This is a genomic window from Alteromonas sp. PRIM-21, from assembly GCF_027563165.1.
GTDB lineage: Bacteria > Pseudomonadota > Gammaproteobacteria > Enterobacterales > Alteromonadaceae > Alteromonas > Alteromonas macleodii_A.
This window is the reverse complement of record NZ_JADOEK010000012.1, coordinates 1-22,989: the sequence shown is the minus strand read 5'-3', so window position 1 is coordinate 22,989 and position 22,989 is coordinate 1. Positions and strand designations below refer to the sequence as shown.

General features: G+C 41.5%; 20 protein-coding genes. 8 read left to right on the top strand and 12 right to left on the bottom strand.

Annotated features, from left to right (window positions below):
- Positions 1-24: 24 nt before the first annotated feature.
- From IW644_RS15875 to IW644_RS15860, 4 genes are all read right to left on the bottom strand, one after another.
- Positions 25-588, bottom strand: a complete 564-nt coding sequence (locus tag IW644_RS15875) for a CBS domain-containing protein (protein WP_269918417.1) — start codon at positions 586-588, stop codon at positions 25-27.
- Between the two features lie 45 nt (positions 589-633).
- On the bottom strand, positions 634-951 hold the full coding sequence (locus tag IW644_RS15870; RefSeq protein ID WP_269918416.1) for a hypothetical protein: 318 nt from the start codon (positions 949-951) through the stop codon (positions 634-636).
- 239 nt (positions 952-1,190) lie between these two features.
- Complete coding sequence (locus tag IW644_RS15865; RefSeq protein ID WP_179984918.1) at positions 1,191-2,483, bottom strand: NAD(P)/FAD-dependent oxidoreductase; 1,293 nt, start codon at positions 2,481-2,483, stop codon at positions 1,191-1,193.
- A gap of 185 nt (positions 2,484-2,668) precedes the next feature.
- Positions 2,669-4,738 (bottom strand): TonB-dependent receptor, encoded by a 2,070-nt coding sequence (locus IW644_RS15860; RefSeq protein WP_269918415.1) that lies wholly within the window; start codon positions 4,736-4,738, stop codon positions 2,669-2,671.
- A 323-nt stretch (positions 4,739-5,061) separates the two neighbouring features.
- Between IW644_RS15860 and IW644_RS15855 the strand changes: the two genes are divergently transcribed.
- Both IW644_RS15855 and IW644_RS15850 read left to right on the top strand, forming a co-directional pair.
- On the top strand, positions 5,062-5,505 hold the full coding sequence (locus IW644_RS15855; protein WP_118491429.1) for a DUF2721 domain-containing protein: 444 nt from the start codon (positions 5,062-5,064) through the stop codon (positions 5,503-5,505).
- Positions 5,506-5,787: 282 nt separating this feature from the next.
- The gene (locus IW644_RS15850; RefSeq protein ID WP_269918414.1) at positions 5,788-6,672 is read left to right on the top strand and encodes a LysR family transcriptional regulator; all 885 of its coding nucleotides are present in this window, start codon (positions 5,788-5,790) and stop codon (positions 6,670-6,672) included.
- Positions 6,673-6,772: 100 nt separating this feature from the next.
- Here the strand turns inward: IW644_RS15850 and IW644_RS15845 are convergent, their stop codons facing one another.
- Positions 6,773-8,128 carry an OmpP1/FadL family transporter gene (locus tag IW644_RS15845; RefSeq protein WP_269918413.1) on the bottom strand — a complete coding sequence of 452 codons (1,356 nt, stop codon included), beginning with the start codon at positions 8,126-8,128 and terminating at the stop codon, positions 6,773-6,775.
- 414 nt (positions 8,129-8,542) lie between these two features.
- On the opposite strand from IW644_RS15845, the gene IW644_RS15840 reads away from it, so the two are divergent.
- A complete protein-coding gene (locus tag IW644_RS15840) occupies positions 8,543-9,541 on the top strand; it encodes an NADP-dependent oxidoreductase (protein ID WP_269918412.1) in 999 nt (332 codons plus the stop codon).
- 47 nt (positions 9,542-9,588) lie between these two features.
- Here IW644_RS15840 and IW644_RS15835 read toward each other — a convergent pair whose 3' ends face one another.
- The 7 genes from IW644_RS15835 to IW644_RS15805 all read right to left on the bottom strand — a co-directional run bounded on the left by IW644_RS15835 (position 9,589) and on the right by IW644_RS15805 (position 16,934).
- Positions 9,589-10,659 (bottom strand): GGDEF domain-containing protein, encoded by a 1,071-nt coding sequence (locus IW644_RS15835; protein WP_269918411.1) that lies wholly within the window; start codon positions 10,657-10,659, stop codon positions 9,589-9,591.
- Positions 10,660-10,761: 102 nt separating this feature from the next.
- On the bottom strand, positions 10,762-12,687 hold the full coding sequence (locus IW644_RS15830) for an ATP-binding protein (RefSeq protein ID WP_269918410.1): 1,926 nt from the start codon (positions 12,685-12,687) through the stop codon (positions 10,762-10,764).
- Positions 12,688-12,706: 19 nt separating this feature from the next.
- Positions 12,707-13,729 carry an ABC transporter substrate-binding protein gene (locus tag IW644_RS15825; RefSeq protein WP_269918409.1) on the bottom strand — a complete coding sequence of 341 codons (1,023 nt, stop codon included), beginning with the start codon at positions 13,727-13,729 and terminating at the stop codon, positions 12,707-12,709.
- Between the two features lie 124 nt (positions 13,730-13,853).
- The gene (locus tag IW644_RS15820; RefSeq protein ID WP_269918408.1) at positions 13,854-14,840 is read right to left on the bottom strand and encodes an LLM class flavin-dependent oxidoreductase; all 987 of its coding nucleotides are present in this window, start codon (positions 14,838-14,840) and stop codon (positions 13,854-13,856) included.
- A 288-nt stretch (positions 14,841-15,128) separates the two neighbouring features.
- The gene (locus tag IW644_RS15815) at positions 15,129-15,326 is read right to left on the bottom strand and encodes a hypothetical protein (RefSeq protein ID WP_269918407.1); all 198 of its coding nucleotides are present in this window, start codon (positions 15,324-15,326) and stop codon (positions 15,129-15,131) included.
- Entirely contained in the window at positions 15,319-16,299 is a 981-nt protein-coding gene (locus IW644_RS15810; protein WP_269918406.1) for a hypothetical protein, read from the bottom strand. The genes IW644_RS15815 and IW644_RS15810 overlap by 8 nt, the downstream gene beginning before the upstream one ends.
- A gap of 344 nt (positions 16,300-16,643) precedes the next feature.
- Positions 16,644-16,934 (bottom strand): transposase, encoded by a 291-nt coding sequence (locus IW644_RS15805; RefSeq protein ID WP_442864453.1) that lies wholly within the window; start codon positions 16,932-16,934, stop codon positions 16,644-16,646.
- Positions 16,935-17,138: 204 nt separating this feature from the next.
- Between IW644_RS15805 and IW644_RS15800 the strand changes: the two genes are divergently transcribed.
- The 5 genes from IW644_RS15800 to IW644_RS15780 form a co-directional block, all read left to right on the top strand.
- On the top strand, positions 17,139-17,378 hold the full coding sequence (locus tag IW644_RS15800) for an HTH-like domain-containing protein (RefSeq protein ID WP_269918405.1): 240 nt from the start codon (positions 17,139-17,141) through the stop codon (positions 17,376-17,378).
- A gap of 24 nt (positions 17,379-17,402) precedes the next feature.
- Positions 17,403-18,539 carry an adenylate cyclase gene (locus tag IW644_RS15795; protein WP_269918404.1) on the top strand — a complete coding sequence of 379 codons (1,137 nt, stop codon included), beginning with the start codon at positions 17,403-17,405 and terminating at the stop codon, positions 18,537-18,539.
- On the top strand, positions 18,536-19,000 hold the full coding sequence (locus tag IW644_RS15790; protein WP_269918403.1) for a three component ABC system middle component: 465 nt from the start codon (positions 18,536-18,538) through the stop codon (positions 18,998-19,000). The genes IW644_RS15795 and IW644_RS15790 overlap by 4 nt, the downstream gene beginning before the upstream one ends.
- Positions 18,997-21,003 carry a DUF3732 domain-containing protein gene (locus tag IW644_RS15785; RefSeq protein ID WP_269918402.1) on the top strand — a complete coding sequence of 669 codons (2,007 nt, stop codon included), beginning with the start codon at positions 18,997-18,999 and terminating at the stop codon, positions 21,001-21,003. Before IW644_RS15790 ends, IW644_RS15785 begins: the two co-directional genes overlap by 4 nt.
- A gap of 71 nt (positions 21,004-21,074) precedes the next feature.
- Positions 21,075-22,989 (top strand): RNA-directed DNA polymerase (locus IW644_RS15780; protein WP_269918401.1); only part of this gene is annotated, 1,915 nt, incomplete at its 3' end.

Below are 22,989 nucleotides of genomic sequence, written 5' to 3'. Positions count from 1 at the left end.
GGGCTAACAATGGATAATTAAAATTTACGCAGCAAGAATAGTGATTAGTTCTGCAAATGTAGGGCGCCCTTGAATATCTAGCGGCAAGCGCAGCTCTCTAGCAATATCACTCACGCTGATAACACCCCGAACTTCGTGACTGTCCCTGTCCATCACCAAGCAGTGATGTTGCCCATAATCTTTAAGCGTCTCTATCACATCCCCCACCGATGAATGCGTTAGCTCTGTATAGTCAAAAGACATGAGCGACGTTTTAGGGCGCGTAAAATCGTGAACCGTTAATTCTTCGCGTTTAACTTTAAGCTCGCTTAAACGTTGTATGATTTGCTGTTCACCTACATCATGACTGGTAATAATCCCAATGAAACGATTTTCACTGTTCACCACCAGCATCATACGAACATGAGATTGACGCATAATCGACTCTACTTTTGTCGCGGGTGTTCGGGCATCTAGAACATGTGGTAGGTGCTGCTTAAAGTCTGTGAAAACAGCCATGGCAGATGAATTAACGGTAATAGTGTTTTCAACAACCGGCCATGCCAGTGTATCAATAGATTCGGTTTTATATAGATTTAAGGCGTGCATACCTTTCTCCTAATCAAAAGTAAAAAAATAAGTTTTTTTAAGTGATTAAGTGAAAGAAGGCGGTCCTCGAATGATGTTAGCGCGCAGCTTGTTAGAGGCGTTTGCATCAACTGTTGTCTTGGCCGAAAAGCGATATTTCTCAACGCTGTTAATAATATTAAATACTGGAAGGCCATCATCAATATCATCATCAGATATTTCATAAGTACCGCTTTCACAGTTGCTAATAAGGGTTGAAAGCTCACTGGCGCTATTCCCTTGGCTCGCCATATTTCGAACACTTCTTTCCTCTCCCGAAACAGAGACGGTAATTAGTGATGAAAATAGCGCTGGCAACATAAAAGCCAGCAAAACGTATGACACGCGCAAAGGGTACGTCCTCAACCAATAAAACAAGGTAAAGCTAGAAGCTATTTCTCAAACTTCCTATTTAAACTATAAGAGTATTTAACGCATTTAGTAGAGGGGTTTAGCGTATTTTATCGACCATTAAACGATGCTTTTTTACAGACTAGACGCTCGAACGGTTTTTTGGAAAAGCGATTGAAGTAAAATGAGTATGAAAAAAGCCCCAACTTCGGGGCTTTCTTGTATGTCGGTGATTAGTGAAGCTTTAGCTTGGGGCTGATGGCCTGACTTAATTTTTTAACAAGGAGCTTTAGGGCGCCTTTAATTTTCCCGTGTACCGCAAATTGGTGCATATTATACAAAGAGACGTATACCAGCTTAGCTAAGCGCCCTTCAATAAACATACTGCTGTTAGATAACGAGCCCATTAAGCTTCCGACCGTGCTGTACTTACTTAAATGAACCAGAGACCCATAATCTTTATAGGTAAAGTCTTTCGTGTCTTTTTGGGTAAATAGCGACGTTATATTATGTGCAACAATATCTGCCATTTGGTGAGCCGACTGCGCCCGAGGCGGCACCCACTTACCATTTTCTTGCTGGAAGCCACAGCAATCACCCAACACCCAGATGTTTTGCTGCGTTGTACTGCGAAGCTGCTTATCAACAAGGATCTGGTTCGCTCTATTTGTTTCAAAAAGCTCAAGCTTTGTTATGAAGTCTGGCGCTTTAACGCCTGCGGCCCACACCATTAAATCAGCGTCTATCCGTCCACCGTCTTTGGTGATTAAACCTTTAGCATCGGCTTCAGCGACCATGGTCTGCTCTTTGATATCTACACCCAGCTTATGCAGCGCTTTTCTTGCAGAGTTCGCTATACGCTCCGGCAGTGCCGGTAAAATTCGATCGCCCGCTTCCACTATAGAAATTTTTAGGCGAGAAGCAGACATCTCTGGCATGCCATAAGCCTTCGACAAATTCGCTACGTGGTGAAGCTGAGCTGCCAGCTCAGTGCCCGTTGCCCCCGCACCAACAATAGCTACTTTAATTTTGGCGTCTTTGTCTTCTTGTTGATTGATTCGGATAAGCTGATTAAGAAGCGCTCGATGAAAGCGTTCAGCTTGCCTAAGTGAATCTAAGAAGTAGCAATGCTCTGCAACCCCTGGAGTACCAAAGTCGTTACTCACACTGCCTATGGCTAATACGAGTTGGTCGTATTGAATTTCCCGCTCAGGTAAAACCTGTGTTCCTTCTTCGTCAATTAAAGGGGACAAGGTTATGGTTTGCGCTTGCGCATTAAGCGAGCACATTTCACCTAATTGGAAACGATAGTGATGGGCCGCAGCGTGAATTGCGTAGTCCACACCGTCTGAATGTTTATCAATTACACCGGCTGCCACTTCATGTAAGAGCGGCTTCCAGATATGGGTTCGACTGCGGTCGACAAGGGTAATTTCGGCTTGTTTCTTTCTCCCGAGGGTGCGGCTTAAGCGACTGGCTAACTCAAGACCACCAGCACCGCCACCAACAATTACTATTTTTTGCATGGGTATACCTATTAACAATCATTCCACCTATACCGCCTTACTGTTAAAAGCGCTATACATGGCATGACTGAAACCCATGCTGATGGCTACAGACTACGCCTGAAACTTGTGGGGTACAAGCGGATCACGGCAATAGTCTGTATTTTTGGGACTAATAGTTATCTATTACATATATCTATTTAAACTCATAAGGCAAACGACGCCGTAATCATGTAGTTCCGAGGGCGGCCAGGAAAATAACGCGGCCCAGTGAAACTGGTAAAATCAGCGCGCTCAGCGTAGTCCGTATCAAATAGGTTAATAACCCGCGCATACAGCGTAATATCGTCATTCACACTGTAACTCACGCGAGCATGCACTAAATCATGCCCTTCGTACTCGTTTAGGTTTTCAGCGTCGGTAAAATAGCGTCCAACATGCTGCCACTCTAATTGAGTTTGTACCGATTTCGACACATCAAAGCTTAAGCGAGTGTTAAACTGAAGCTTGGGCGCAGTGTCGATATCATTGCCTTTGATGTCTTGCTCACCTGAAAGTTGATTGTGTTCATAAGTGTGCCTCGCGTACGTACCAGCAAAGTCTAAGCGCAGCGCCTCGCTTAGCTTTTGGTCAAAAGCTAGCTCTACTCCTCTATGCCAGGTTTCGCCGTTACTCACATTGAAAAAGTCGCTGTCGCGGTAGATAACATTGTCTTTTTGCAGGCTGTAAAGGCTTAGCGTATAGCTACCCTGAAACAGCACGCCAGTTATGCCCACCTCAATATTGTCAGCGGTTACAGAATCGAGATCCGTTACAAGTTGTCCACGCTGTAAACGATACAGTTCGGTAGCCTGAGGGGCGCGATACCCTCTTGCAACACCTCCAAACAACTGAATGTGCTCATTTAATTGATAGCGAATTGAGAGTTTTGGGCTGAAGTTATCAAAATTATTCTCACTGTCTGCAGGTCTGGAATATCTACAGCCGCCAAACCCACACTCGGTGCCATCTTCACGTACACGACCTACGTTCATATTATTGGTGTAGTCGTATTTCATGGATTCAAAACGCCCGCCAGCAGAAATAGCCCAACGTTCTGCTTGCCAGTTAAAAGTAAAGAACGGCGCGAGTAAGCTAGCATCTACATCATAATCATAGTGTTTACCTACGGGTATGGTTTCCACCAAGAACGCAGACCCTTCGGTAACGCTGTCTTGCGACTGGGTGAGTTCACCTTCAGTATATTCAACGTCTAACCCCACATCTGCGCTTAGGCTGTCATTGATAACGTAGTTGAATTGGGACAGTACACCAAACCCTTGTTGGGCATTTGTTTCAAGAGGCTTTCCAGGCAGAAAGTGCATGCGAAAACGCATATCTTGGTTGCGCACATAAGGTGTAATTGAAAGGGCGTGACCACCATTAAAAGTGGTATCTAGTTTACTCCACAACCTGAAGCTTTCTGCCTTTCGAAAGGCCTCTGGATTAGGGTTGCTTTTAGCTAGTTGCGTGTCTTTGTAACTTTCAAACCCAACTATGTATCCAGCTGTTTCCTGATCTAAATGGGTATAGGTTAGGCCGCTTGTAATAACCGTGTCATCCCACTCAATTCGGTGGCGAAGCGAAACTTTTTCTTGGTCAACGCCTTCTTCATCCCTGTAACCGGTGTCGCGAGTTACACTTGCCGCAATACCCACACCGCTACTACCGAAGTCTTTCCCTTCTTTAAGCTTAATGCGATGAAAGCCATAGGAGCCATAATCAGCGCTTAGCAAGCCGTCGCCTTGCGTGGTATCTGGCGTAATTACGTTAATAACGCCGTGAATGGCATTAGACCCGTACAGCGCCGACGCCGGGCCTTTTATTACGTCAATACGCTCAGCAAGCTCGCCATGGGCTTCAAACAATTCATTAATATTGCAAAAGCCTGCTGCTCGAAGCGGGATACCGTCTTCTGCTGCTAAAATGCCACCGCATGCTCCTGCACCGGTTAATACGGGTGAACGAAGGGCTGGTAGATACTCCTGTCCGTTACCACGCTGTACGCCGGCCCCCGCTATATAGTTAAGCGACTCTTGAATATGCTGAAATGAAAGCAGTGAAAGGGTTTCTTCTGAGATAGACGATACCGCGTAGCCAGAAGCGTTCGCACTGCCCTGTATACGAGAAGACGTAGTTTCTATCCTTTCTATTTCATTGGGTTCTTGAGCGATAGCGGCAGACGACAATAGTGCTGTAGTTAACAATGAAAGTGGAAAGCTTGGAGCAAAGCGCATTATCTATCCTTATGATGACAAATGTTTTTTAGCAATTAGGGCTAGTGTATCGTTAATTAGAGAAAGAATGGGTTAAAAACCGATAAACTATTGCAATGTTCAGGCAACTAAGCCATTTATGTGATTAAACCCTTGGCGTAATCCTTGCTGCCTTTGCTATAAATTTGGCTAAAAGCCTTGTAAAAGCAATGAGTAGTTACCTTACTCAATGACTACACACGGCCATAAATAATGCACATAAGTAGGCAGCGCGTTGTGAAAAAGTTAAGCACTTAGTTAAACACCGTTGCACTAAAACAAAACCATGTTCGCTGGAGGAATCATTGGACACACTTATTCCGAGTCTTTCACAGCTTATCGAATTTGCTGTAGCCCCTGTATTTTTACTTACCGGTATTGCGGGGTTCCTAAACGTTATGTCGTCTCGGTTGGGACGAATATCAGATAGGGTTAGAGTTGCAGAAAGACAAATTCATACCTTGTCAGACCCACATATTGTCGACCGCTCTAAAAAAGAAATAAAAGTACTGTGGCGCAGGGTTAAAGTCATAAACTGGGCAATTGGGCTTTGTGTCGCTTCAGGGCTTATGGTTTGTACGGTTATTATGGCGCTGTTTTCCGGGTCACTCTGGGTGGTCGATTTGAAAACGCCGATTATAGTGCTATTCATATTGGCGATGATGTTTCTAATCAGTGCGCTTATTGTATTTCTGGTTGAAGTCAAACTTGCAACTAACACCATAAACTTAGTCAGAACTATCCGGTAGTATCATTACCTAACCCCTAAACTAGTTAGCGCAGTGTTGACTCTAACTAGCCCCACCATATCGGCGACTAGAGAGCTTTTAATTTCTCTAATCGCCTTGATTCATTCTAACGTAAGGCTTTAATTTATTTTAAAAGCATTGTTTATGTAAGTATTGAGTAAATAGGGCAGCTAAAAACGCTCATTAACGTCTAACTGAGGTAAAATTCGCCCATTAACGTCGTTAATTTGCTACAAATGTAGGCCTACAAGATTTCGGCCAATAGAAGGATTTAACTGCGCCATGAATACTAAATTACTTCGCTCTCTTCAGGTTTTTATTGCGGTAACAGATAGCGGTAGCATGAGTGTTGCAGCCCGCGAGCTACACATGACTGTTTCTGCAATTAGCCAACAATTACGAAAGCTCGAACATGATATTGGGCTTAGCCTTTTTAACCGAAACACTCGAAGCTTAAGTCTCACTGAAGCTGGACGTATATACTACGACACCAGCAAGCAAATGCTGCAAACCGCGGAACTGGCTCAACAGAAAATTGAAAGCCTTCAAGACGACCCTACTGGTAAAATCAACATTATCGCACCTGAAGGTTTTGGTGGTGGCTTACTAAGTGAACCATTAAAGAAGCTGTGCGAAGAATTTCCAAAAATTACAATATCATTGACTGTTACCGACGAACCTAAAGATATTATTGCTTCAAGCGCAGATCTTGTTCTTTGCTTTGCTCCCGTTTCTGACACTAATTTTAGTAGTTTAAAGCTTGCTACCTGGGAACGAATTCTATGTGTTTCCACTGAGCACCCACTAGCTAGTGAAAACTTGTCGTCACCAGAAGAGTTAAACGGTCATGCCTACATAGTACACAGACATATTGAAGACTATGTGATGAAGCATGAAAGCAAGGGCGAGTTTGAATTAGATTCTCAGCGAATTGATGTAAATTCAATGCAGACGTTGATTAAGCTTACCCAAGATAACCTGGGCTATGCCGTACTGCCTGAACCAGAGGTAAGACACTTGCTCAAATCAGGTGAGATGAAGCAGCTTTTCACAGAATGGGAATTGCCTGACTATACCGTTTATGCGGTTACGCCGAAGCGTGATCTTATGCCTGCCAAAATCAGCGCCGCGATAACTTGCTTACAAGATTTATTCGCGCAGATTTAATGAACAACTAGTGGCAAATGAGTCGGGGAAATAGGATGTCTAAGACGAGAAAGGCAGCGTAAAAACGCTGCCTTTTTTTATTGCTTTTAACTTCTCTGTTTTAGAAGCGAGTGTTCATTTGAACACTTAGGATGTGTGCTGTAGCTGACTGAGTACCAGTGAAGTTTGTAGTAAAGTTAGTACCTGGAAGAACATCACTTAAAATAGTTCTGTCTTTATTAATGTCTGCTTCACGCCCATCGATGAATACATAGGCAAGATCAATTGATGTATCTTCACTCATCGTATAAGTCATACCACCAGAAAACCAGTGACGGTCAGTGTCTGGGATACTTAGTGAACGGTTTTCTACCGATACCACACCGTCGTCATAAGCATAGCCAGCACGTAGGGTAATTTCATCATTTAAGATGTAAGTTACACCAAGAGCCGCACGCCATGAGTCATCGAAGTTTTCTTCTTTAATTAAGAAATCGACACCGTCTTCCAAGTTAGCTTCAAGCTTCTCAAATGTGCTCCAGTCGGTGAACGTTAAGCTTGCTTGTACTGACCACTGGTTATCGATTTTTTGATCAACTGCTAGCTCAGTAATAGCTGCAAGGTTCAAGTCCAAGCTACCAGGCTGATTTAGGTTAATAGGGAAAATAGGCGTTTCTGAAGATACGTTACCTTCAAGCTCTAATTTTGTTTCCGCACGGTATGAAAGCGCAATATTGGTCATATCCGTTGGCTGCCAGAAAACACCAGCGTTCCAACCGAAGCCTATGTCATCACCTTCCATACTAAATAGTGAATTACCAGCAGTCAGCTCTGGTAATGTCACACCTAGCGCTTCTGCGCTTGGCGCTAGAGTAACTAAAGTGTCTACAAGTGTGTTTGAAACGCCAGAGCCGATTTCAGCTTCTGCATATGTGATGTTCAAACCAAAACCAACCATAAGTTGCTTGTTCACTTTATAAGAAACAGCAGGGTTAACCGTTACAGTTTTCACTTCTGCAGTGTCAGCGAAGTGAAGCGCACCAAAGTCGTCTGAGTAATCTGAGCGAAGACCGTAAGTGGTGAAAACGCCAACACCCGCAGACAGTTCATCGTTAATAGGCGAAACATAGAAGAAACCAGGTACGATAGCAGTATCAGCGATGTTGTCTTCTTGTGCTGCATCACCACCAACAGTATTGTCACCAAGGTCATAAGTAACCGCGCCATTAATATCTACATTTGGGTCGATAAAGCTTACTGATGCACTGAATTCAGCTTCTTTAAATACACCAATTGCTGCAGGGTTATTTGCTAAAATAGAGGCATTTTCTGGCTTGGCTGCTTGGCCTGCCATGGCACGGCCTAGGCCGTTTGCACTGTGTTCATTAACTTGGAAACCAGCTGCTAGCGCAGAAGAAGAGGCTAAGGTAGCAAGCGCTAAGCAAACTGAGGCACGTAAAGAAAACTGTTGCTTCATAAGATACTCGTTGTAATAGGGGAAAATTGCAGCAGGCATTCTACGGATATGAGTAGTTTTGTTCAATGCAAGTAAACGTTATTTACGCACTTTTATCGCATTATTTACAATTTTAGCTACAACTTCGACGCATTTATAAACAACATTGATAAAGTTAAGTTAACTAAAGATCACTATATTGTTAACAAGATTATTTAACACTTTCGCCAGCAACTATTGTCACCGACTGCATTTTACGCTCAATTTTATAGGCACGAACCCATGTTGGTTGTGTTTATAACAACAAGCCCCACCCTATCTTTACAATCGGTGGGTGATCTCAGCTATGCATATTGCGTTTCAATACTAGGCAAATCATAAGGTAAATCATCAGGCACACCACCAAAAACTTTTCACGTGTTACAGGAGGATACAATGTCAACATATAAAGCTATCACGCTGGTAAAGCGTCCCGAGGATGGAAAAATTGGCCCTCATCTATTCGAAACAAAAGAGTTTGAAATACCAACGCCAAAAGACGGTCAAGTTCTAGTAAAGCAAACCCACATGTCTTTAGACCCTGCCATGCTTGGCTGGATGAGCGAAGACAGAGAAAGCTACATCCCTCCTGTAGAGCTTGGCGATGTTATGCGCTCTAGCGGTGTAGGCGAAGTGGTTGAGTCTAACAATCCAGACTTTTCAGTTGGCGACAAGGTTATGGGCATGACTGGCTGGAGTGAATATGTGCTAAGTGATGGCTCAGGCTTTAACAAGCTTCAGCAAGGTGTTACTGAAGAAATGGCACTATGTGTATTTGCGCTACCAGGTTTAACCGCCACCACAGGCCTTTATAATTTTGGCGAACCTAAGGAAGGCGAGACACTTATTGTCACAGGTGCAGCAGGCTCTGTAGGTTCTATTGTGGGCCAGCTAGCAAAGGCAGACGGGCTTCGTGTAATCGGCGTTGTAGGTAGTGACGACAAGGCTGACTGGATTGTCAACGAGTTAGGTTTTGACGGTGCAATTAATTATAAAACTGACGACTTAGAAGAAAAACTGGCAGAGCTTACGCCAGATAAAATTGATGTATTTTATGAAAATACGGGTGGTCCTATCCAGCACCATATATTCAACAGAATGAATGCCCATGGTCGTATTGTTGTGTGTGGAATGATTGCCGATTATCAATCAGAAGAGCCGTCACCAGGTCCCAATTGGATCCCGTTAATTAAGAAGCGCATTAATATTCGTGGGTTTGCGATGCCAGACCATTGGGATGAAATTCCAAAGCTTTTAGAAAAACTCACACCTTATGTGCAGCAAGGAAAGATAAAGTACCGTGCGCATACCATTGAAGGTTTAGAGAACGCCGAAAAAGGCTTAAATATGCTGTTTGAAGGTAAAAACACCGGGAAATTGATACTTAAGCTGTAATTTTTTAAGCGAAGAGTACAGTTTAAATTAAGAGCACAGTGTTAACGCTAGCACTGTGCTTCTGTTACCACATACTGTGCTTTACCTTTTTCTTTAGCTTCATAAAGCACTTTATCGGCTTCATCAATAAGCCAATCAATGGATATTTCACCAACTGTACTGGCGTAAGCAACACCAATTGAACAGCTCATAAAAGGGTGCTTTGCTCCCTCGGCATGTTTTAATTGAGCCCGCTCCCATTTATCCAATAGTGTTTGTGCATGCTTTTCAACCTGCTCTTTACTGATATCGCTTAAAACAACAATGAATTCTTCGCCACCGTAGCGGCCCAAAATATCAGTTTCCCGTTTAAATACTTGCTTCATAATACGCGCTTGTTCTTTTATTGCTTCATCACCCTGCTGATGACCAAAACTATCGTTGTATTTTTTGAAGTCATCTAGGTCGAGCATTAATACAGCCATCGACACGTCATGGCGCTTACTTAAGGCCAACAGCTTTTCACTTTGATCTCGCAGAGCCCGTCGATTGAGTAAGTCAGATAACGGGTCGAACTTGCTAAGCTTTAATAAGCGGTCGTTAGTTTCTTTGAGCATGCGTACACTACGATCGAGCCGATAACGTGCGTACACGCATATAAATAGTGACCCTGATACAAAAGCTGCTGAAATGGGAACCCTGTCTCCATAAACCGGCGCTAGCCACATTAACCCTAAAAAACCCAAGATATTAATGACATTAGCTGAGGCTGCTAACTTAAATGGGATACCCAACGCGAATACACAAAAGAATGCATAGAGGATGGTGCCTTCGTAAGGAAAAATAAAGTTGTGCTCTTCCCAGCAAACCCATATTAACCAATAGTTGCTGTAGGAAAGTGCAATAAGCAGGCCAGCAAATATGTACGCTCGATACCGCATAAATTCGCGCCAAAAAGACAGTACAACAACGATGAGTATAATAGGGAATTGAAGAAGTAGACGGTCGAAGGTGTACAGTTCGTACATACTGCTAGGCAATAGCACTATATCAGCTGCCATGAATACAAGTACCAGAACAGCGCCAATAATAAGAGCTATTCTTAGCCTGCGTTGTTCACTGGGTCTGTGGATTTGCACGCGTCACCTTGATAATTAAAGTCCTGTATAAGTATTTCAATACAGCCAGTGGTGGCAGCCACTACTGGCTGTACAAACGCAACACATTGACACAGCGTTGCTTTAACTATTATCAGTGACTTCTTGGCTAAGCGCCAGTTTTAACAAACTTTCTTGCAGGGCTTCAACGGTGACAGGCTTTGTGACTATGTCGTCCATTCCCGCCTGCTTAAATGTGATATGGCGCTCTTTAAATGCTTCTGCGGTGAGACCGATAACAGGCGTTTTGCTGAGCTCACCGTTCAGCTTTCTGATGCGTTTCGTCGCTTCAATTCCATCCATAACAGGCATGTGAACATCCATGAAAACCACATCAATACCGCCTTCTTCAACACGTGCAGCGGCTTTTAATCCGTTATCAACGTGTTCAACATCACATTTAAGCTGCTCTAATAGTGCCTGTGCTACCACTGCGTTAATTGCATTATCTTCAGCTAATAGCACTTTAAGGCCTGATGGTAGGCTGGCGCCATTTGCTTTGCGAGCAGAGGAAGATTCAATTGATGAATCTGACATAAGTCGAGATTGAACATTCGCAGTAACGGTAAAGCATGAGCCTTCGCCCACTTTGCTGACGACTTTTATATCGCCCCCGAGTATCTGAGCTAACTGCTTGGCAATAGCGAGGCCAAGCCCAGTACCGCCATATTTCCGCGTTATAGAAGAATCCGACTGCGTAAATTTATCAAATATATGCTCTAGCCTGTCTGGCTCAATACCAATGCCTGTATCTTTAACCGCAATAACTAAACGGTTATCACCCTTAGTTTCTGTTGAAGGCTGTTTAAGTTTAGCCGAGATACTCACCGTTCCTTTGTGGGTAAACTTAATAGCGTTGCTTACCAAATTAATAATAATTTGGCGTAGTTTAGTAATATCGCTAGTTACCGCCACAGACTCTAAGTTCTTACTCTTATAAACTAACCGGGTACTGTTAGCACTAGCGTTTGTGCCTAACAGCGTTATAAGGTCGTTCAGCATTGAATCGAGATCGAACTCTGTCACGTCAATTTCCGACATACCCGACTCAATTTTAGAGAGATCTAATACGTCATTTATAACGGTAGCAAGAATAGATGCTGATGACTTCAAATCGCTGGCATACTGGTGCTGTTTGTCTGAAAGTTGAGTATCTAAAAGTAGTGTTGCTAAGCCTTGAATCCCGTTTAGTGGCGTACGAATTTCATGACTCATTACCGCAAGAAAATCTGTTTTCGCGCGATTTGCCTGCTGGGCTTGCGCGACATATTCCTCAATTTCGCCAGACATGGCTTCAACATCGCGCGCTAAACTTCCTAGCTCATCATTTTGCGCTAAGTCTATGTTGACCCTCTTATGGTCAACGGCGATGCGACTTGCCGCTGATTTGATTTTCTCAATGGGAGAGACAACGAACACCTGGGTTACCTTACCCATTAGTAAGCTGACGATAACTACAGCAAACAGCGTTACCAAAAAGGTTAGCCACGCTATAGTGAACAGCGAGGATTGCAAGGGTTCGGCGGGTTGTAGAACCGTAACCTTCCAGTTCCAAGGTGTGAATTCAGAACAAGCAAACAACACATCCATATCATTAACATTCGACTCGCCATAGGCTACGCGCCGGTTAGCTATTGTCGCCCTGTTAGCGTTTTCTGCATTCAGTACAACGTCACCTTCAGTAGTACTAAATATGACGGTACCTGTACTTTTATCGCTAATGGCAAAGTGCCGATCTGTTGCTTGCTGTAGCGACTTTAGCTCTTCAAAAACTTCTTTTTGATAAGCCTCGCGAAAAACGGGAACATTTTCTAGGCCTGATTCAATGAGCAGTTCTCGTCTCTCATCAATGATCTCTAACACGTTTAATGTGAGGGTTTGAGTAAGAAGCTGATATTCCCTTTCGCGCACCGAGTCGTACGCTGTTAAATAAGCCCAATACCCAGTAAGTGCCATGCCAATTAACAAAATTGGAATGTAGATAACTAGCAGTTTTGATTTGATCCGCATACTAACTTCTAATTAGGCCTTATTGATACACATGCTCTTTCGAGAGTTTTAAGTAACTTGATGGAATGGGCAATTGTAATTTAATTGCCGTAGTTACGTTTACTGCAACAGTGTACGTGTCCATTTTGCCAACGGGAATGTCTCTCGCCGATTTTCTCTGAAGTATCAGCTTTGCTTTTCTTGCCGCTGATTTTCCAATACTAGCCGGTTCAGATACCACACCAATAAGCGCGCCTTTTTTAACTGATGAAATACTTTCAGCGAATAAAGGGAGTAAACCCGTCTTTTCTTTAACCTTTTCTACTAACCCTTCGGCTTCTGCTAAGGGGCCTGATGACAACCAATAGCCGTCCAGTTCTCCGCTCTTTTGATCTAAGCTATCAACCATACTATCCGTCATTTCAACGCGTCCTTCATCACCTTCTAGATAAGGCGTACTAACTGCGACTAAGTTTATATTTTCATACTCACTGTCTAACGCTAGTAATTGGTTTACCAGGTTACTCGATGAAGGATAGGTAGAATGCACTAAACCTATAGTAAATGGCTTCTCGGGGTTTGATGCTCTAAGTACGCCATCCAACATATCAAGCTTTACCTTAGCATCGAGTACGTGTGACTCGCCCGTCATATTACGTTTACTCACAGCGCCGATGGCAGGAACAATACCTTCCTCAACGGGAGCGGAAACCACCATAAAAAGTTTTGGCGTTTCAATAAATTCTTCAGCAGCATTTAGTGCACGAGTAGCTAAGGTAGCGATAGACACAATGAGATCAGGTTTAGACTCTTGCGCTAGTTCGTCGAGTATTTCTTTAGCGCGAATCTCAGACCCTTCAGCGTTGTATGTCGTTATATTGATATCGTGCTCGGGCATAATTCGAATGAGTTCTTTTTCAAATTCGCCTCGCGATTCAGCAACAATAGGTACGGGGAGCGTTTCAATAATGACAAGGTCTAGTGCTTCTTTCGCATGTGCAGAGCTTAGGCTCGATGCGAGAAACGCAAGAGCAAAGAAAAAGGAAAACCAGACCTTAAGCATGACTGTAAACCTGCAACACCAAAATGAAAATACACATACCATTGTATATCATAAAGTTATTCTTGCGCATTGCATAGAAGAAGTTATGACCAGATACGTAAAACTGGTCATAACTTTTGAGGTGCTAGGATGCGATGTCTGCGAACGCTTTAACGCTAAATAAACGCGCTTCTATATCGTAAATTGGCATAGACACAATAATCTCATCAATATCCGTTGCCTCGATAAATTCAGCGAGCTTGCTTCGCACGGTTTCTTTCGAGCCAACCAAGGCATATCTGAGTACACTTGATAGCATGGCCTCATCTGTTGCCGTGCAATATTCGTCAAAGTTAGGCATAGGTTTAGCGAAAGGCTTGTTAAGACCACGTCGCATATTCATAAACTGCTGCTTCACCGACGTGAATAACAATTCTGCCTCTTCATCGGTTTCAGCAATAACCACCATTACACCCGCCATGGCCTTTGGTGCTGATAATTGGGACGAAGGTTTAAACATGTTGTGATACACATGAAGGGCATCAAATAGCGCATCGGGTGCGAAGTGGGAAGCAAATGAATAAGGCAGCCCCATTTTTGCCGCCACTTGAGCGCTATACAAGCTGGAACCAAGTAACCACAAAGGCACGTTGGTATTCGCCCCAGGCACAGCAACAATTGGCTGCCCCTCTTTAGGTGTGCCAAGGTAATGCTGAAGTTCCTGAATGTCTTCTGGGTAGCTATCTACATCGCTTTGTAAGTTGCGACGAAGCGCTCTTGCCGTTGCCATATCAGTACCTGGCGCTCTGCCCAACCCAAGCTCTATGCGATTGGGAAATAACTCAGCTAGCGTGCCAAATTGCTCAGCAATAACCAAAGGCGCATGATTAGGCAGCATTATGCCACCTGCACCAATTTTGATGGTAGAGGTAGCATTAGCAATGTGCGTTAACACTACAGAGGTGGCAGAGCTGGCTACACCATGCATACCGTGGTGCTCCGCTAACCACACTCTTTCATAGCCACTGCGCTCGGCTTCCATAGCCATTAGCTTGGAGTTGTTTAGCGCGTCTTTAACGCTGTACCCTTCAGATATAGGCGCTAAATCGAGCAGTGAATAAGGAATAGCCATGGTGCCTCGCAAAGTTGAAACTGAGTGATAATTTATAAATATGAACGTGCCTTCCGTTTTACAACTGTTGTTTTGATGGTTTAAGACGGCTGGGGAGGGTTTGTCGATGAAGTGGACAGAGTCAGCGTATAGGTTAATAAGCTTAATTCGTTGCGACTTTCATTTAAAAATCGGTAAGCCTTTACCTAATGCATCTAATCAAGGAGGGAAAGTAGGGTTCCATCTTTTTGCGCTCGGTGCAAACTCGCGTACAAACAAGGACAGAAAATGAGCTTGTTCAAAAGCCGGTCAGCTATGCATTAACTGAACATTGGTCCAGTGCATTGTCATTTTATATTTTTGGGGCGCATCTTGTAATTCAATAGTTACCGCATCATTAATCATATCTTCGATTTTCACTCGGGTTGGCTGCATTCCCACTGCGATTGTAACAATTTTTCCACTGTGCATAATGTTTTGCAAAGTTGAATAAAAGTGGCTATCCATCTTTTTCTCCTAACTGTTTTGAAACACATTCTTTTTGAGTGGCTTCACATGCTTCGATTGTATCTTTATCACCAACAGCCCCTTCTTTGCAGGACGCAAATTCTTTTCCGCAATTTAAAAGGTTAGATTGCTTAATTAGGCTGGTGGTATTATTTGTTGCATCTAACAATAACTTCTCAGCTTTAGCTTTTTTTGCATCGGCTTCAGCCTGCTTTGCCTTACTGTTAGCTTCTACAGCTTTTGCCAATGCTTTTTGTGTATCCAGCATTGCGGTTATTTGACTTACACTTTCTCGGTGAAGCTGGCCATATGTATCTCGTGATATCGCACCGTTAGCAAATGCTTCACAATTTCTAAAAAACATTTCTCGAGAGAGTAGAACAATATTGTCTCGACCACTTAATTCGTTGGCAGTACGTGAAATATTCCCCGCAAGCGATAAGACATCATTTGAGTTGTTTGTAGAACCAACATTAGATGAGGTTACACGACTTGCATTCACTGTGTTGCTACTATCAGCACTGCCCGTAGACGAGTTAGCTTCTACAGTTTTGGATTGAGATGTTTGATTCGAGATCGTTTGAGCTAATGTATTAGTTAGCGCTGTCACAGCTGTAAGCGATTGAGTTAACTGTAAATTCGCACTAGCATTAAAGGCAGCGGTTGATGAAACTGAGGTGTCAGGAGGTGGTTCGGCACAAATAATTTGCTTAGGACTAATATAGGAAACATTTTTAAGTTCAAAGCCTATCAGTTTTCCTTTGTCGTCATATTTAGGGACGTATTGTTTAGCTGATACAAAAGTTTCAGCACTGCGTATATACGCACCACGAATTTCAGCAGGGTATGCTATCAGCCCATCTCCATTGATATTAGTCTCAAGTGGAAGTGTTTTGACCTGTTCCATAGTTGATTCACATGCAGTCAACATCGTTAAAGCCACATAAAGAACCATAATATATTTAAATTGCATGAGAACTCCATTTCACGAAACAATACATTAAATATATGCTAATTTTTTTCTTGCACAAGAATTGACTGGTTATTTTTTACACTTAATGAAGGAGAGGGGTAAATCAAGGCTCTTCTTCAATTAAACCACCAAATCTATAATGAGTACGTACCAGCTAATTGTATTTGTAACTACCAGTTTTCATTTCTTTAATACAATTTAGTACTTTAAATCCTTTCGCCGCTTCAATTCAGTAACGCTAGTATTCAGCATTGTTTGTTGTTTATCATCGTGGGTGTTTTAGATTCCTTGGCTACAATAAGATTCTGCATGCAAATTTGTTGGGTAATTTTTGAGCCTAGCTTTTATGAACGCGTATTTTTCTTTGACTCGCCCGCGAAAAATACGGTGGCTTCCTTCAGAATATCGCGTTCCATTGTCACGCGTTTAAGCTCCTTTTCGAGTTGTTTAATACGGTCGGATTGTTCTTGAGACTGCCTATTTTCTTCACTGTCTATGCCGTAAGCTTTTATCCAGTTATACAACGAACTGCTAGTAACTCCCAGCCTCTCAGACACACTTGCCACCGAATAACCTTGGTCAGTAACTTGCTTGACTGCTTGTATTTTAAATTCTTCTGTAAATCGCTGAGACATCTTTTCTCCTTAGTACACATAATTATTAAGCAATTAAGTGTCTAGAGAAGTCTGGTCGTTTCGACATTTATGTTGTTGAGATGCCAAGAATTTACATACTCACTATCATAAAATAACCGCTAGTTAGATCCTCTGACGATAGACTTTGCATATCATTGCTAAATTAGCTAATTTAGCTAAACGGTCAAAATCTAATCCTTACTAATGTCTGATAAAGCGATTTTTGAGCAAATTAAATTGGCACTCGCTGATGCACCACGCAACCAGTATACGGCTGAGCTTCACCTACAAATGATTAAATTTGCTGATGAGTTAAAGCACATCACGGCGAAAGAGTTTTGTGAGCAAATGGGGTTGAAGCAAAGTCTGGGCACAGAGTTCAGTAAAATGCGAAATTTAACCACAAGACTAAAGGCCGCAGGCCTAGATACTCGGCTTATTTAGGGATAAGAAACTCAGGGAGTGATAATGAGTAATAGCCTTACAAAAAATGCAGCTTTAACAACTGCCTTAGCCTTTCATTACCAAGTACTTATTGGCTTAGATAAGTGCTTTTCTTTAGACGATGGTCAATCAGTGTGGTTCGAGAAAGATGGTGATGTAAGCCTAATTTCGCCAGAGGTTTTAACTTCAACCCAAACGGAAGTGAAAGACTATTCCGCACCGCTTACCGATCATCATGAAAACCTCTGGAAAACACTCAAAAATTGGTTAGCATCAGAGTTCAACCATGCTCAATATGGCGCTTTGGTGCTACATACTACCCAAGCTTTTGGTGCAACTACCAAATTAAAAGATTGGAATGCACAAACAGCAGAACAACGTTTTCAAACATTAGAAGATATTTTTCTTAGCCGATCAGAAAAAGAACGAAATTCAGAAAGCCCCTCAGAAATCATAAAATTGCAAAAAGCAGTGATATTAAATGCTACAAAATCAGATTTACTGAATGTCCTAGCAAAAGTTGTACTCCATATTGAGTCAGCTGATTTAGATGCTTTAAGAAGGAGTTATTACAATAAGCTTAGTGGCTATATCCCGCATTCAAATAGGCAAGCATTTGCTGAAGGTTTAATTGGATTTATTTATGAACAATCAAATAGTGTCGAGTGGGTCATCGAAAAGGCTGCATTTGATCAGCAGCGTGAGGCTTTAACGGCAAAGTGGGGACCGAAGTTATTTACTATTCCAGATTTTACCCAAAGAAATGCATCTGAAGAAGAAGTAGACTCTTACTTAAACGCTCTTTTTGCTCAAAAACTGTGTGAGATTGAATACGAATGTGTTTTACCAGAAGCAATTGGGGATTGGCTGGAATTTATAAACTCCTCTATGGAAGAACTTCATGGGCACCCACAATACACAAAAATGGTAGAGCGATACAGAGAACAATGGATTAGAACTTTTTCTGCAAAATACAGAAGTGCTTGCCGGAAAAAGGGAGATAGAACAGAGTTATCACAAAACTTATATGATCAAGTAACCAGCGAAACACCATTCGGCGTTGAAGGTTACCCAAATCCAGATATTGTTTTTAGAAATGGTCTTATCCATGACGCTATGGACGATGACGAGCGAGACTTGAAATGGAGAGCTGAGCCATGAGCAGTATTGTAGATGCCCTATATGAACTGAAATACAATCCATTTGATTATGCTCCATTTATGGCCTCGTTTTATACAAATTTGAATGAGTCAGAAAATAATTTATTGTTTGCTCAGTTAGTGATCCCATTGTGTAGCCATCCTGTTTTTAGTAATAAAATTTCTGGAGCCGTGTTTGGTAATAAAAAGCGAAGTTCAATTTGGTCAGTGTTTGATGATCGAACAAAGCTTTATGACCTTCAAGAACGAATTGATGGGTTTCAAAACTTAACAGAGCAATGCATTCAATATTGCTTAATAAACGACTGGCTATCTGTCGATGAAAATAATTTGTCTTTAAGTAAAAGTGACAGTTCTAATTCAGTATTTACCCAACAAAAATGTGCAGAAAAACTAGGTCAATTATTTAGCGGTCACTCAGTGGTCGAGATTTATGCGTTTTTAGGAGTGAAACCGCGATGAAAACCCTTATTCATGAAATTGGTGTGATTGATAAACAAGGAGTCAAACATCCTGTTAATTTTCAAGCAGGGCTAAATGTTGTAACCGGAAAGTCATCAACCGGTAAAAGTGCCTTGATTGAAATATTTGATTATTGCTTTGGTAGCGATAAGAACACCATTCCCAAAGGGGTGATTACAAATAGTGCTTCAATTTACTATGTTGCGCTTGCTGTAAACGCACAAAATATATTGATTGCGCGCGATCCTGATATTGCTTCAAGAGCGTTTTTTCGTCGTATTGACACTTTCGATACCGCCGAGGTTGATCGGGAATACTTTAATGTCAGTTATTTCCGACCACTGCCTGAGTTTAAAAAGCATTTAAGAGACTTTTTCGTAGACATCGATGATGTTGATGAATCTCTGGTTGCAAAAGCTTACAGGGGAGGACGTAAAGCGCCTACACCATCGATACGAAGTTTCTCTTCGTTCATGTTGCAACATCAAAACTTGGTTGCCAATAAACATGCGCTATTTTATCGATTCGACGAAAAGGAAAAGCGCGATCAGGCTATTGAGCATACTAAGATATTTTTAGGGCTAGTAGACCAGAAGTTCTTTCATCTATCACAAGAGAAAGAACGCTTAACCGCAGAAGTTAGGCGTTTAGAGCGAAGCAAAGAAACAAACAAACGCGCAGTAGACAGCTACAAACAAAAAGTAGGCCCAGAGTTGAGTCAACTGTATGCTCTGATGGGATTTGAAGAAGAACCGCTTTCATTGGAAAAAGTACTTCGCCACCCGCAAAATGCGAAAGATGAACTTGATGAAATAATAGTGCCTGAAAAAATCAAGCACAATTCCGATGCTATTACTCGACGGTATAACCAATTAAAACTAGAGCGCACTCAAAAGACGTCTCAGTTGAGAAGATTACAACGTCAAACCGCATCAATTAACAAACATATAGGTGAAGAAGAGCGTTTTTCTAATAACGTAAAGCAGTTTAGTACACCTACACATGTTCATATTTCTGCTTCTGTGTGCCCTTTTTGTAAAACAGAAAAGGACACGCTACAACAAAGTGCAGAAAAACTACAGCGAGCTATTACAAAGGTTTCGGGCAACCTCGCTCAAGCTCGTCCTATGAAAGCAAAGTTTGAATCCTCACTAGTGACTATTCAGCGCGATACCGAGCATTTAAACAACGAGTTGATGGCCTTAAGTAAACAAATAGAAGAAGTTGAAGCCACAGAAGAAAAAATAGCTAAAAACAAAAGCCTTTATGAAAATATCATCATGCATAAAGCGAAACTTTTCGCTCTTTTAGACTCGCTGAACATGGCTGACGATTCTGATATAGAAAAAAGCTTGAAAGAACTACGAAAGCAATTAAAGCAAATCAACGAAAGTCTTAAAGAATATGATGTAGAAAAGGGATTAAAAATTGCTTCGTTAAAGGTAAACAAATATATGACTGATATAGGCAGTCATTTTGAATTTGAGACAAGCTACAAGCCAATCAACCTCCATTTTTCATTTGAGACTTTTGACCTTTATCATTTAACGCCTGAAGGCGAAAAGATTTACCTTCGTTCAATGGGTAGTGGTGCAAACTGGCTTTACTGCCATGTAACGTTATTTTTAGCATTACATAAATATTTTGCTGAATTAGGAAGCAAGTGTGCGATACCTTCTTTATTATTCCTAGATCAGCCAACCCAAGTTTACTTTCCTAATTTCACACGTGATAACGCTGATACCTTTGATGAGCAAAAAAGCACGGAAGCCAAGCAAAGAACTGAGAAGGAGCGTCCGGTCGATGAAGATATTAAGGCGGTTGAGAACCTTTTTAGTCAGCTATCTATCTATTGTAATGAACTTGAATCAAGCAATGGCTTTAGCCCGCAAATTATTGTTACCGATCATGCAGACAATTTAGAGCTATCAAATGGAGTTAAATTTGAATCTTTAGTCAATGGAAACCGTTGGCGTAAAAGAGGCTTAATTGATCCTGTTTAAATAATTTAGGGCTATGCCAACAATAAGTCCTGATAACTAGTTACATAAAAAATCTGTGTGTAGGAGAGAAAATGGCTTTACTAAACAAAAAATACAGGGAGTTGAAGCCCGAGGATCAATACATTACAGATAGTGTTGTGTTAGCTCAAGCATGGAAAAAATCACAGCAATATATTCGTTCTACCAATTGGTATGCAAATACATTTGAGCTAGATCGTTCAACCTTATCACTAGCCAAGAATTTGAGACTTTGGGTGAAAGAACTTGAAGGGCTTGATTACGAATTAACTCCATTAAGATTAGTCCCAGCACCAAAATCAACAAGTTGGGTATTTGTTGATACACCTCTATTTCCGCCTGCTGATGTTGAGCTTTTAGATTGGGAGTTTGCTGAAGAGGCTTTATCTGGTATCAATCAATCATGGGTTCCCAAAGATGAAGTTGTTACCCCTCTTAGACCACTAGCTCATGTGCCAATTAAAGAACAAACATATTTTACCGCACTGATGATGTGTCTAGCGAATACAGTAGAAACTATTCAAGGCGATACATCATCTGATTTCGAGTCTGTTCACGAGAAAAAAGTCGTAAATTATGGAAACCGATTATATTGCCAGTTTAAAGATGGTGAAGCTCAGTTCCCATGGGGAAATAGCACAATATACAGCAAGTACTTTACTGATTATCAGCGATTTTTAGAGCGACCAAGTTACTTTGGAAAACAAGCTATTGATTACAAATCAGGTCGAGAAAATGTTTACGAGATCCACTTAGATCTTAGTCGATTTTATGATTGTATTAATCGAACAAGACTTACTGACGAGATAGTGAGCTTAATTGATGGATATACTCCTAAGCGTTTCCCAATCATAAACAAATTAATTGACGAATTTGAAGACTGGAAATGGGAAGAAGAATCAATTTCTTTATATAGTAACGTTTGTCAAAAAGACTCTGAAGATATTCCTTTAGGAATCCCCCAAGGACTTGTATCTGGTGGATTTTTATCAAATATTTACTTATTAAACTTCGACGCTGAAATGGCAGAAGTGATTGGTCAAGTGATTGATGAAAAATACAGGGTTGTAGATTTTTGTCGATATGTTGATGACATGAGATTAATAATAGTTTCTGAAGAGTCTTCGACGAACCTCAAGAAAGATGTTGTAGATTTTATAAACAGCAAGCTGGAAGATATAGGCCTAAGCATTCACAGCGATAAAACAAAGGTAGAGCCATTTCAAATCAAAAAAGTGGGGGTTTCTGGTAAATTAAGATCCATTCAAGGTAAAGTAAGTGGCCCAATTTCTAACAATGAAATTGATGAGCAACTAGGCCACTTGGAAGGGTTAATAAATTTAGCTGATTACATAAAAACTTTGCCTAAAGACGAAGACTCTAATAATCCACTCGCTTTGATAGAAGCACCAAACCATGATGTAAGAGAAGACACTTTAGTTCGATTTTCAGCAAATAAGATACATAACTTATTACAGCAAAAAAGAAGCTTTTATACACAGGAAGTAGATAACACTGGAAAACCGAGGCCCGGTAACTGGGACTACTTGCAAGAAAGAATGGCAAGGAAATTTATAGCTTGTTGGACAAAAGATCCTTCGTTGGTTTTATTACTAAAAAAAGGACTTGAGCTATTTCCTAATACAGCCATCCTCAAATCGATTATTAGTCAATTTAAATATGTAATTTCACGGCAGAACTCTAAACAAACATGTTTAGTTGAATATTGTTTATGCGAAATATTTAGGCACAGCGCAACAACAATTCATCAAAAATCTGATTGGGAGTTTCCAGCACATTCAAATAGAACCGACTATTTTGAATATCTTCAATGTATAGCTATTGATATTTTACAAAATAGCAGTACTTATTCATTTAATGTTAGAGAGCAGGCTAGGTTTTTACTCTTAGTAAGAAATGATAATTTACTTGGTAATGAAGATGCTGAGGATAAAGACTTTAATGTTG